Origin of the sequence: Tropicibacter sp. S64 (genome assembly GCF_049803835.1) — a bacterium.
GTDB lineage: Bacteria > Pseudomonadota > Alphaproteobacteria > Rhodobacterales > Rhodobacteraceae > Pacificoceanicola.
This window is the reverse complement of sequence record NZ_JBNAGK010000001.1, coordinates 644324-656540: the sequence shown is the minus strand read 5'-3', so window position 1 is coordinate 656540 and position 12217 is coordinate 644324. Positions and strand designations below refer to the sequence as shown.

Below are 12217 nucleotides of genomic sequence, written 5' to 3'. Positions count from 1 at the left end.
CCCTCAATAATCGCGCTCGAAGAACAGGCCGATTCCGGTGCTGCCGTCCGACCCGACGCGCCCGCGCACGGTGGTGCTCGGCGTCAGGTCGAGGTTGAGGTTGATCGACGTCTGGCCGCTGCTGTCGATTTCCACGTTTGTATAGGCATTCTCGGATATGTACTTGCCGGCCCGCACCGTCGCGCCGCCATTGCCGTCGGATGTCACATCGAGATCGTCGAACCCGGTGTTTTGCCGCAGCTTTTCGATGATGCCGACACCGCCCTTCCCGGCCAACGTCGCGACGGCAGAGGCCAGTTGCACCGCCTGAAGCGCCGAGATCGAGCTGATGTCCTTGCCGAACAGCAGCCGTGCCAGCACCTCGTCCTCGGGCAGGCTCGGATCGGAGGTGAACTTGATTTCCGGGCTGTCCGCCGGTCCTTCGATGGTGACGAACACTGTCGTGTCTTCGGCGGTAGTCTTGGCCACGAGGCGCAGCATGGGGACGAGGTCGCCTTGCAACCGGGCCGATCCCTCCTCCAGCGTCAGCCGCTTGCCCAGAACGTCGAGCCTGCCGCGGATCAGGTCGAACCGGCCTTGCGGGATCACATCGGCCGTGGTTCCGGTTACCCGCAACGAGCCGCCAAGCTCCGCATCAAGCCCGCGTCCGCGTACGAAGATCTGGTTCAGCGCGTTGATCTGCACGTCGAGCGCAATCGCCGTGCCGCCACCGCCTCCGCCATTCCCCGCCCCGGTCACGTCCAGCAGACCCGCGTAGCTGCGCGTGCGGCGCTGCGCGGCGGTCTCGTTGATGTGCGTGATGTCCGGGATTTCACCGAAGGAGCCGATGCCGGTGTTCGGCACGCGCAACTCGGTCTGCCCGAGGTCCAGCTGGCCGGTCAGCGCCAGGCTCGACGGCGCGGTCCCGCTCAGCCGCAGCTGGCCATTGGCGCGGGTCTCGTAGAGCTGTGGATCGGTGATGCGCAGGTCGTTCAGCGAAACCACTGCCTCGGTCACCATCGGGGCCTCCAGCCGGACCCGGCCCTGCACGCCGACTCCACCGCCGGTTTCGAGGGTACCCCGCGTCTCGAAGGTCGCGTTGCCGCCTGACAGATTGACCGTCGCCGTGATCCCGGTCAGCGCGTTGCGCAGGCTCGGGATGGCGAGACGGGTGTCCGCGGTGGTGATCGTGCCGCTGACCGACGACAGCGCCAGCGGCCCGTTCAGGGCGAGATCGAACCGCGCGAGGCCCTGGATCGAATTCGGGCTGAGCCGCGCATTGATCAGCCCGAGCGGCAGCGTGCCGGTCGCGTCGATGTTGGCGCGGCTTGCATCGGCGACGACGCTGCCCGCGACATTGGCCGTCACCCCTCCGGCACCGCTGGCGTTGGTGTCGATGACCCATTGGTCGCCGTTCTGCCGGGCGGTACCCCGGATGCTGGCGGGTCCCGCCAGTTCCGGTGCGATCCACGCCAGCGAGCCGATGGATGCATCGAACCGCGCGCTTGGTGCGCCGCCGTCCGGCAGGCTCACATCCGCGTTGAGGCGGATGGCGCGAGGGGCTTCGCCGTCGAGGCTGACGGTCAGCCCGCTGGCGGTCTTGACCGCGCGACCGCGGACCGTTGCCGGGCCCGCCAGATCGGGGACGAAACGGCCAAGGTCGGCGAGGCGGGCGTCGAAGGTCAGCGTGCCGTCGGTGTCGCGCAATTCGCCATTTCCGCTGGCGGTGAGGCCGGTCGCGGTCAGGTTGCCCTGCCGCAGGGTGATGGTGCCATCTTCGCGCTTGGCCGAAAGGTCCAGGGTAGAGGTCCCGGTGAACAGCGCGTCGACGTCGGGAATGCCGACACGAATGTTGCGCCCCTCCCCGGACAGGGTCACATCGAACCGGGAGGCATCGAAGAGGACCTGTCCGTTGACCGCCGCGTTCAGGCTGCCGCCAAGGTCGCGTCCGGCGAGGGTCGACAGGGCGCCCAGATCGTCGAGCCGGGCATTGGCGGCGCCGTTGAACCCCGCCTCCGGCCCGGTCGGGACCACGGTGCCTGCGGCATCGAGGCTGGCGCCGGTCGCCGTCAGTGTCGCTTGACGAATGGTGATGGTCTCGTCCTCGCGCAGCGCCGACAAATTCAGTCGGGACGCCCCGCGAAGCAGCCCGTCCACATCCGGCATCCCGGTCCGGATGTCCTGCCCCTCGCCGGTCACGGACAGATCGAAGGCCGAGCCGTCGAATCTCGCCTGACCCGTCAGGGACGCGTTCAGACTGCCACCCAGGTCCCGCTTCGCCAGCTCCGACAGCGCCCCCAGATCGTCCAGGCGCGCCTTTATCGACCCGTCGAACCCGGCGTTCTCACCCGTGGGGATGACGGTCCCGGAGGCGTCGAGGTTTGCGCCCGTGGCGGTAAGCTGCGCCTGTTTGAGAGTAATCGTCTCTCCGTCCCTCGCCGCGGAGAGCACCACGCGCGACGGGCCGGTCAGCAGCCGGTCCGCATCGGCAAGGCCGGTCCTCAGGTTCTGGCCATTGGCCAGGAGATCGAGGTCGAACTGCTGGCCGTTCAACAGGGCAAATCCGTTCAGCCGGGCGTCGAGGCTGCCGCCAAGATCGCGCCCGGCAAGGCCAGAAAGCACGCCGAGGTCATCGAGTTGCGCCTCGATGATCCCGTCGAAACCCGGACTGTCGGCGTAAGGCGTATAGAGGCCGGTGATCGTCGCCTTCGCCCCCTTGCCGGTCAATTCGGCACGGCGGATGCGGATGCCCTCGTCATCGCGCAGGGCCGAAATATCGAGGGTCGAGGCCTCCGACAGGATGTCGTCCACCCCGTCGATCCCCACCGCCAGGCCCTGCCCGATCACCGCGAGTTCCGCATCGAACCGCGAGGCGTCGAAGCGGGCAGTGCCGTTCAGATCGGCGTTCACATCCCCGGCAAGATCGCGCCCGACCAGTTCCGACAGCCGCGACAAGTCCTGGAACGAGAGGGAGGCAAGACCATCGAAGACCTGCGTTTCCTCCAGCGATTTCAACGTGCCATTCGCAGTCAGGGACGCCCCGTTGGCGCTGATGTCCGCCTGCCGGATCGTCAGGCCCGAGGTATCGCGGACAGCCGACAGCTGGATGGTGCTCTGACCGCGCAGGAGGTTGTCGATTCCGTCCATGCCCGCCGACAGATCCGTGGCGGTTACCGTCAGGTCGAGATCGAACCCGCCGCTCAGCGGCATCGCCTGACCGTCCACCTGCGCGTCGATGGCACCGCCAAGGTCCTGCCCGGCAAGCAGCGACAGCCGCCCGGTGTCGGCGATCTTCGCCATCAACCCGCCGTCTATGACTGGCTCGTCGCCGGAAGAATCGAGCACGCCGGAGCCGGTGAGCGAGAGCCCCTCGGCGGTCAGGGCGAGATTGTCGAACAACACCGGCGCGCCGCTTTGCCATTGGATGTCGGCACCGAACTGCGCGCTCTCGCCAAGGGCCTGTTGCAGCGCCGGGTCGTCCAGCGCGATGCCATCCGCCTCCGCGTCGAGCCTCGCCGTGACACGCGGCGTGGCCCCCGCCACGATCTCGCCGCCACCGGTCAGCCTGGCCGTTTCCAGCGTCAAGCCGTCCCGCAGCAGCCCGTTCAGGTCGCCCTGAAGCGTCCACCGCCGGCCGCTGGCGGCGTCGAAACTGGCGTTGAGCAGGGCCATCTGCACCCGCGTTTCCGTCCCGGCGATCGGCAGCAGGACCGGCGCACCGGAGGGATCCCGCAGCACCGCGTCCAGACGGAACCGTTCTGGCAAGCCATCCGCGCCGATGGCGAACGTGCCGTTCAGGTTCAACGCGGCGGCGGTGGCGCTGAGTTCGTCCATCTCGACGCGGCCATCGGGGAACAGGCTGACCCGGCTTTTCAGGCCGACTTCGGGCCCGAAGAAATCGCGGTATTGCGGGATGAACAGTGGCGCGAGGTCGCCGGTGAGATCGACGCGGATCACCCGCGCCTCCCCCTCACCCCCCGCGACGGTGGCGACCTGTCCAGTCAGCCGGTCCTCGCCGTCGCTTTTCAGGGCCACATCGGCAGTGAAATCGTCGATGGGGCCTTCGCCCTTGGCGGTGAGGTCGAGCGCCGGTGCGCCTGGCAGGCCAAGCTGCGTGGCGACGATGCCGCCTTTTTCTTCGGCAATGGTGACATCCACCGACAGGACTCCGGAGCCGTTGGAATAGCGCGCAGCGATGTCGAATTCCCCGCGCGGCCCGTCGAGCCGGGTTATGTCGAGGTTGGCCTCGCCCTCCCCGTCGTTCAGCCGCATATTGCCTTCGAGAGAGGCCGTCAGCGCAACCCCGGCCACAGGTGCCCCAAGCTCGACCCGCCCGGCCTCGATCTTCTCGATGTTCACGCTCACCGGCAGGTCCGGCAGCGCAAAGGGCGTGGCTTCAGGACTGGCGGGCGCTGCCTCTGACGCGGGCAGGCGCGGAAGGCGGATGACCCCGGCGGAGAGTTCATTGATCTCGATGCGGCCTGCGAGAATGGCGGCCCGGTTCCAGTCCAGCACCGCGTCCGTCAGTTCCAGCCAGACACCCTGGTCGTCGGAAATCGCCAGCCGGTCCATCGTGGCGCGGCTGCTCAACGCGCCGCGGAAGCCTTCGACGGTGACCTGCCGCCCCGCCCCCGAAAGCGTGTCTTCGAGGAAGCGGGTCAGGCGATCCTTGTCTTCCTCCTGCGCGACGGCAGCGAGGGTCGAAAGGAAAATGAGGAATGCGGCGAGTAACCAGCGCATCAGAAGGCCTGTCCAATTCCGAGATAGAGTTGCACCCCGTTGCCACTCCCGCTCACCGGCGTGGCCACGTCGAGACGGATCGGACCGAGCCCGGTCTGATAGCGCAGGCCAAGCCCAGCGCCGCTGTGCCAGCCGCCGGTGTCGTCCATGAAGCTGTTCGCCCCGATGTATCCCATGTCGTAGAACACCACACCGCCGAGGCTGTCCGTGAAGTCCACGCGCACTTCGGTGGAGAGACCGAGGAACGACCGCCCGCCAGTCTCGTTGCCGCCGGACGTGATGCCGAGCGACTGGTAGCTGTGCCCGCGGACCGTGCCGCTGCCGCCGGAGTAGAACAGCAGGTCCGGCGGGGTTTCGGCGATGGATGAGCCCATGACCGAGCCGATCTGCATGCGGCCCGCGAGCACGACGCCTTCCTCCTCGCCGAACGCCCGGTAGGCCCGGGCATCGGCGTAGACGCGCCCGCCCGAGGCGCTGCCGCCGAGACCGGCGTAGGGCATCGCCTCGAACCGCAGGTAGGTTCCGTCCTTCGGATTGAGCGTGTCGCTGCGCCGATCCCAGGTCAGGCCGAGTGGCAGGGTCAGATGCTGGAATGTCCGCTTGCCGAGGTCGTCCTCCACGTCCGAATAGCGGTACCCTAGCGCCACCTCGGTGGTCAGCTGGCGCGATACCTGCCGGGTGAAGCCGAGCGAGACGCTGGCCTGCTGCGAGAAATAGGTCGGCTCGGACAATTGCTCGACATTGGCCCGCAGGATCATGTCCGTCTCCGGCGTGAGCGTCGCCGGGCGCGTGAGACTGACGGAGAACTTGTAGTCGAGCGTGTCAGTGCTGCCGCTGATGCCGGAAATCTCGCCATCGACGCGGAACCGCTCCGCACCGCCGAGGAAGTTGCGGTGCAGCCAGAAGGCGGAAAGCGTCAGCCCGTCGGTGGATTCGACCTCCGCCCCGAAGCCGAAGCGGCGCGGTTTGGCGTCGACCACGGCCAGCGCGATGTCCATGGAGTTGTCCGGGTTCAGCTCGCCCTCGCGCAGCGTCACCGACGAAAACGTCCCGGTCCGACGCAGACGGGTCGCGGCGTCTTCCAGGATCTCCTGGTCGAAAACCTCGTTCTTCGGGATGCCCGCGATCTCGCGGATTCGGCCCTCGTCCACCGCGGACTCGCCGCTGACCACCGTGCGCCCGAACCGGACCAGCGGCCCCGGCGTGATGCCGAGCAGCACGTCGAGCTTGGCAACCTCGTGGCGGGCGGTGATCTCCTGCCGGGTCACCTCCGCCTTGGCATGGCCGACGCCGCGCCAGCCATCCACACCCGCCGCAGCGGCCTCGCGGATGGTCGCCGTGCCCGCCGCCTTGCCCCGGGCGAATTGCTCCGGAAGTTCGGTGCCCGGTGCCAGCGGCGCGACTTCGGCGCGGCCGAATTCGAAGCGGCGGCCCGGATCGACCTCGATCCGCACCTGCCGGACGGAGGGCAGCCGGGTGAGCGGCGGTAGCGTCGCCGCCTCCTGCCCGTCGATCAGGATGCGCACCACCGGACCAAAGTACCCGGCGTCATACAATGCGCCGACCAATCGGCCATAATCCGCCTGTGCTGCGGCCAGAATATCTTGCGGGTTGGTCTGGCCGTCGGTTTCGGCAGCGATCACAAGCGAGGCCTGGGTCAGGAACCCCTCGATCGTGTCATCCCCGCCGGCAACCTTCAGCTTGGCGTCAAACGCTCCCGCCGGAAAACCCGTCACCGAAAAGGTGAATATTGCCAACAGGTTTGCAAGTGTTCCGGCGCCGCGTTTTGGTGTCATCTATCCAGCTCGAACGGGCCGGGCCCGGTTGATCCGCGCTCGCAGCCATTGTTTTCGGTTCGGGTACATACTGATGCACCCTGCGAAAAGGACAAGGGGATAAGTCCCGGTTCTTTTCAAGACGTCGCGCCAGTTCACCGTTTCAGGGACCACATGCACCGTCGCCAACGACCCTTCCGACAACCCGCCCATCCATTTCGCAAGGCAGGACACCACTGGCCCGGCTCTTCAGTCTTCGGGAAGGCGTCACGACCACAGGAATTGACACACAGTCTCAAGTCGTTAACCTTTGCCGCAGGGTTGTTGACCCTGCGCGATACAGTGCGGGCGTACGCCCTGTTCGTCGCCCCGATGGACCTCGGGGCCAAAGCCATTTTCCGGACCTGCCGCCGCGCACAGGCGCCGTGCCACGTCCATCAAGTACATTTCCCGAAGGAGTTCGCGATGATCCGACATCTTGTCACCGGCACCACCTTTGCCCTGACCCTTTCCGCGACGGCGCAAGCCGACCAGCTTTTCACGGACGACATCATCACCACCGGAAACATCTGCGCGGGTGGCGCCGAATGCATCGACGGAGAGCCTTTCGGCGCGACCGACATCAAGATCAAGGGCACCATCCCCGAACTTCAGTTCAACGACACAAGCGCAGGCGACAGCACCTGGACCGTCTCCGTCGACGATACCTCTTCGGGTGTCTTCAACGGCTTTTCAATCAAGAACGAGACAACCTTCCGCTATCCGGTCGTGATCGAGGAGGACGCGCCGACGAAGGCCCTCTTCATCAGCGACAGCGGGATGATCGGCCTGCAGACGACCATTCCGCAGGCGAGCCTGCATGTCGTCGACAAGGGCGCATTGCTGGAGGCCGCGATCCGTCTGGAAGACACTGCCGGCACATCCTATTCGTGGGACCTGCGGGGCAATAATGCCGGGTTCTACGTCTACGACGTTGATGCGGGCGAGATTCCTTTCCAGATCCGCCCCGGTGCTCCCGACTTCGCCTTCGAAATCGCCTCCGATGGCAATGTGGGCGTGGGGACCGGCAGCCCGGACTCGCAACTTCACGTCAGATCCGCTTCCGGCAACACGCGCATTCATGTTCAGGACACCTCGCTCACCCCCGCCGTCCGCGAAATGTTCAAGATGAGCAACAACGGTGGGTCCTACTTCACGCTCGACAACACCGCGAGCGGAACAACGTGGTATTTCACCCACGAACAGAACAGCCCCAACCGTTTCATCATCACCGACGGCGTGGCCGACGGGCCGGAAATGACACTCAGCGCCGAGGGTCTGCTGACCGTGCAGGGCGGCTTTGCCGTCGGCGGCACGACTTTGAACGTGCCCGATTACGTCTTCGGCCCGGAGTACACCCTGCGCCCTCTGTCCGAGGTGAAAGCCTTCATCGACGCCAACAGACACCTGCCAGAGGTACCTTCGGCAGCGGAGATCGAGGCGGAGGGGCTCGACATGACGGAGATGCAGATGACGCTCCTGAAGAAGGTCGAAGAACTGACGCTGTATACGCTGAAGCAGGAGACGCAGCTCAAGGAGGCCGCCGCGCTGACCGAAAGGCAAGCCGCGGAGACCGCGGCGCTCCGCCGGGACCTCGTGCAGATGCTGGCGACCGTTGAGCAGTTGCAGGCCGTGCTGGCCGACCGCTGAGCGATGCCGGACAGGCGTTAACTGGTCTATAGGCAAAGCGAAAAAGGCGGGGTAGCATCACCGGGATTTTCATGGAGTTTTCCCGAATGCTTCCCCTCATGCGCACGGCTTTGCCCGTATTCCTGTTGCTGTCGGCGCCAGTCCTGGCCCAGAATATCTCAGGCGACAATCTCTCCCTGACAGGGGTGATCACCCAATCCGGTTCCGGAACGAACTTCTTCAATGGCAACGTCAATGCCTTCAACGGCATGGTCTGCGCCGGCAATGCCTGCACGCAAGCCGATACTGCCTTCGGGAACATCCCGCTCAAACTCAAGGGCAACGACCCGCGCATTGCCTTCGAGGACACAAGCACCAGCACCTTCGCGGATCGGGACTGGGTCATGGGTCCGGGCGGCAACCCTGCCATCGAGACCTTCAGCGTATACGACGCGGCCAACGACCTGAACTCGACCCCCAAGATCCCGTTCAGTATCATGGGCGGCGCCCCGACGAACACGCTCTGGCTCGACAGCACCGGGCAGGTCGGCATCGGCACCAGCCTGCCGCAGGCGGACCTGCATGTGGTCACGAATGACAGCCCTTCGCTGCTGCTCGAACAGTCCGGCGCGTTCGGAGACCAGAAATGGTCCATGTTCGGCAGTGAAGGCGGTTTCTTCATGCAGGATGGCAATACCGGAAACAATTTCCTCACCGTATTGCCCGGCGTGCCCAGTGCCGCGTTGACGCTCTTCCCCAATGGCAATCTCGGCGTTGGGGCCAGCCCCGCCAGTACCGCATTGCATGTCCTGCGCAACAACGGCGACGCGCAGATCCGCGTCGAGAATATCGCGCCCAGCCCCTCCGCCTCGCGCGAGATGTTCTCCATGCGCAACAACGGCGGCTCCTACTTCACGCTGGCCAACACGGTCACCGGGTCCGAATGGTACTTCGTGCACGAACATGCCACGGCCAACCGCTTCATCATCTCCGACCAGGTGGCGGATGGACCGGAGTTCACCCTGACCCATGACGGCGACCTGACGGTTCCGGGCAAGTTCATCTCCGGCGCGACACAGCTCAACGTGCCGGATTACGTCTTCGGTCCGGACTACCCCCTGCGCCCCCTGACGGAGGTGCAGGCTTTCATCGACGCCAACAGCCACCTGCCGGAGGTGCCATCGGCGGCGCAGATCAGAGCCGAGGGGCTCGACGTGACGGAGATGCAGATGACGCTGCTGAAAAAGGTCGAGGAACTGACGCTTTATACGCTGGAACAGGAAGCCCGCATCGCGCAGCAGGACGCCCGCTACGCCGAGCAGAAGGCCCTGAACGCGGCGCTGCTCGACCGGCTCGAACGCCTCGAGAAACGCGAGGACTGACCGCGACAACCCATCGCCCCGGACCCGATACCCCGAGACCCGGAGTCGGCTCTGCCGGTCGGCTCCCCTTTTTCCCGATCCAATCCTCAGGAGCTTTCCATGATCCGACGCCTCGCCCTAGGTGCCACAATCGCCCTTCTCCCCGCTGCGGCCATCGCCGATCAGGTCATCGGCGACGACCTGATCGTCACCGGCAACATCTGTGTCGGCGCGGTCGATTGCGTGAACAACGAAAGCTTTGGTGACAACGACATCAAGGTAAAGAGCTTCCTGCCCGAGATCCAGTTCAACGACACGACCACCGGGGACAGCAGTTGGACCCTTTCGGTGGACGATCCCGCCTCGGGGATCGTCAACGGTTTCACAATCAAGAACGAAACCGGGAACCGCTTTCCGGTGAAGATCATGGAGAACGCGCCGAACAATGCGCTCTTCTTCGACAATTCCGGCTATATCGGCAGCGGCACCACGATTCCGGGCCAGCCGCTGCATCTGGCCCATCCCGGCGAGGCAGGCATTCGCCTGAACGATACGGACGTCAGCCCCTATACTTGGGATATTCGCGGCAACAGTTCAGGCTTCTACATCTACGATCCGCTGCCGAATACACTCCCGCTCCAGATCCGTCCCGGTGCCGCCTCGAACATGCTGTATGTCAGTTCGGACAATCGGGTCGGGATCTTCACCGGCGCTCCGGACGCGAAACTGCATGTCCGCGGCCTTGGAGACGCCCGGCTTCTCGTCGAGGATACCTCCGGCACCCGCGCGGCCCGCGAGATGTTCAAGCTGACGAACAACGGCGGCAGCTATTTCACCTTCGCCGACAGCGGCACTGGCCGCGAGTGGTATTTCGTGCATGAAAACAACGCGGAGGGCCGCTTTTTCATCAACCATTCGGACGGCGGCCTGCAACTGTCCCTGACTCGGACGGGCGATCTGGCCGTGCCCGGCACCATCCGCTCCGGCGGCACGCAACTCAACGTGCCGGACTATGTCTTCGGTCCTGGGTACGATCTTCGCCCACTCTCGGAGGTGAAAGCCTTCATCGACGAGAACAGCCACCTGCCCGAGGTGCCCTCCGCGGCCCAAATCAAGGCCGATGGTCTCGACATGACGCAGATGCAGATGACGCTTCTGAAGAAGGTCGAGGAGTTGACGCTCTACACGCTGGAGCAGGACGACCTCATTGCCCACCAGCAGGAGACCATCGCGGCCCTGGAAAAGCGGCTTGGCCAGATCGAATCCCGCATGGCCCCGGCGGAACAGACCCGCTAAACAAATCGCTCATCCTGTGGTAGAGTGGCGCTGGCCGGAACATTATCCGGTCAGCGCCACTTTCCTTTCAACCGACCGGGTGCCGCGTGCTCCGCGGCTCTTTGCCCGAGTCGCCATTGCACCCAGGAGATTTCCATGAGACGGCTCCCGTTCCGCTTTTCCCCGATCTTGGCATCCTGCCTTGCGCTTCTCTCACCCACGGCGCAGGCCCAGACCCTGCTCTCCGGAGATCACACGATCCAGGGACGCCTGTGCGTCGGCTTCGCCTGCGCCTCGTCGGAGTCCTTCGTCTACAACTCCGACATCATGATGAAGGACAGCAGCCCGGTGATGCTGTTCGAGGACACATCGACCGGCAGCACCTTTCCGTCACGGGACTGGGCGCTTCAGGCCAACGACTTCTTCGAGAACGGCGCGGAATACTTCGCCATCGTCGACCGCGCCACCGGAAACCAGGTGTTCCGCACCGAAGCCGGGGCACCGGAAGACTCGCTTGTCATTCTCGGCAACGGCGCGGTCGGTGTGGGGACGGGTCTACCGACAGCGAGACTGCACGTGTCGGACCCCTTTTTTGCTGCAATCCGTCTGCACCGGGATACTTCGGCTGGCCAGCCGGACTCTCATTGGCTCATGTCGGCACATACCGCAGGGTTTCGCATCAGCGACGCCAGCATCACAGGACGTGACATTTTCACAATCCAAAGAGGCGCTTTGTCGAAAACACTTGTCCTGTCCTCGGGCGGGAAAGTCGGAATTGGAACGGACCTGCCGGAGACGTTGCTGCACCTGTACAGCTTCAACGGGGCTGCCGGTCTCAAGGTCGAAAACACGGTTTTCAGCACCCCCGGCGTGCGCGAGATGTTCAACATGACCAACAACGGCGGCAGCTACTTCACGCTGGACAACACCGCCGCTGGCACCACGTGGTATTTCTCCCACGAAAACAACAGCCCCAACCGTTTCATCATCGCTGACGGCGTGGCCGACGGGCCGGAGATGACCCTGACCGCCGCCGGCCTGCTGACCGTACAGGGCGGCTTTGCCGTCGGGGGCACGGCGCTCAATGTGCCGGATTATGTCTTTGGTCCGGAGTACACCCTGCGCCCGCTGTCCGAGGTGAAAGCCTTCATCGAGGCCAACAGCCACCTGCCGGAGGTGCCATCGGCGGCGCAGATCGCGGAAAACGGCCTCGACATGACCGGGATGCAGATGACGCTCCTGAAAAAGGTGGAGGAACTGACGCTGTATACGCTGGAGCAGGAGAGCATCATCCGCGACCAGGCGGACCGTCTCGCCCGGCTCGAAGCCCAGGAGGCGGATGTCGCCGCTCTGCGCCAGGCCCTCACGGACCTGCGCGCCCGTCTCGACATTGTGCAACCCTGATCAGCATTTTCTCTT

Annotated in this window: 6 protein-coding genes; 4 read left to right on the top strand and 2 right to left on the bottom strand. The window is 65.0% G+C overall.

The features are described 5' to 3' along the window. Window positions 1–3: 3 nt before the first annotated feature. Together ACP159_RS03090 and ACP159_RS03085 are read right to left on the bottom strand one after the other, a co-directional pair. Window positions 4–4719, bottom strand: coding sequence for a translocation/assembly module TamB domain-containing protein (locus ACP159_RS03090; RefSeq protein ID WP_425098156.1), 4716 nt, complete (start codon window positions 4717–4719; stop codon window positions 4–6). Then, window positions 4719–6455 carry an autotransporter assembly complex protein TamA gene (locus tag ACP159_RS03085; RefSeq protein ID WP_425098155.1) on the bottom strand — a complete coding sequence of 579 codons (1737 nt, stop codon included), beginning with the start codon at window positions 6453–6455 and terminating at the stop codon, window positions 4719–4721. Before ACP159_RS03085 ends, ACP159_RS03090 begins: the two co-directional genes overlap by 1 nt. Window positions 6456–6959: 504 nt before the next feature. Here ACP159_RS03085 and ACP159_RS03080 point away from each other — a divergent pair. The 4 genes from ACP159_RS03080 (at window position 6960) to ACP159_RS03065 (ending at window position 12202) form a co-directional block, all read left to right on the top strand. After that, window positions 6960–8183: a hypothetical protein gene (locus ACP159_RS03080; RefSeq protein ID WP_425098154.1), complete on the top strand. Its 1224-nt coding sequence runs from the start codon at window positions 6960–6962 to the stop codon at window positions 8181–8183. An 86-nt stretch (window positions 8184–8269) separates the two neighbouring features. Further along, complete coding sequence (locus ACP159_RS03075) at window positions 8270–9544, top strand: hypothetical protein (protein ID WP_425098153.1); 1275 nt, start codon at window positions 8270–8272, stop codon at window positions 9542–9544. 99 nt (window positions 9545–9643) lie between these two features. After that, window positions 9644–10819, top strand: a complete 1176-nt coding sequence (locus tag ACP159_RS03070; RefSeq protein ID WP_425098152.1) for a hypothetical protein — start codon at window positions 9644–9646, stop codon at window positions 10817–10819. 135 nt (window positions 10820–10954) lie between these two features. Further along, window positions 10955–12202 (top strand): hypothetical protein, encoded by a 1248-nt coding sequence (locus ACP159_RS03065; RefSeq protein WP_425098151.1) that lies wholly within the window; start codon window positions 10955–10957, stop codon window positions 12200–12202. Window positions 12203–12217 lie beyond the last annotated feature (15 nt).

Excerpts from the sequence above, each read along its gene's own strand:
- ACP159_RS03090 (WP_425098156.1), bottom strand. The coding sequence starts at position 4,719 with ATGCGCTGGTTACTCGCCGCATTCCTCATTTTCCTTTCGACCCTCGCT.
- ACP159_RS03080 (WP_425098154.1), top strand. The coding sequence starts at position 6,960 with ATGATCCGACATCTTGTCACCGGCACCACCTTTGCCCTGACCCTTTCC.
- ACP159_RS03075 (WP_425098153.1), top strand. The coding sequence starts at position 8,270 with ATGCTTCCCCTCATGCGCACGGCTTTGCCCGTATTCCTGTTGCTGTCG.
- ACP159_RS03070 (WP_425098152.1), top strand. The coding sequence starts at position 9,644 with ATGATCCGACGCCTCGCCCTAGGTGCCACAATCGCCCTTCTCCCCGCT.
- ACP159_RS03065 (WP_425098151.1), top strand. The coding sequence starts at position 10,955 with ATGAGACGGCTCCCGTTCCGCTTTTCCCCGATCTTGGCATCCTGCCTT.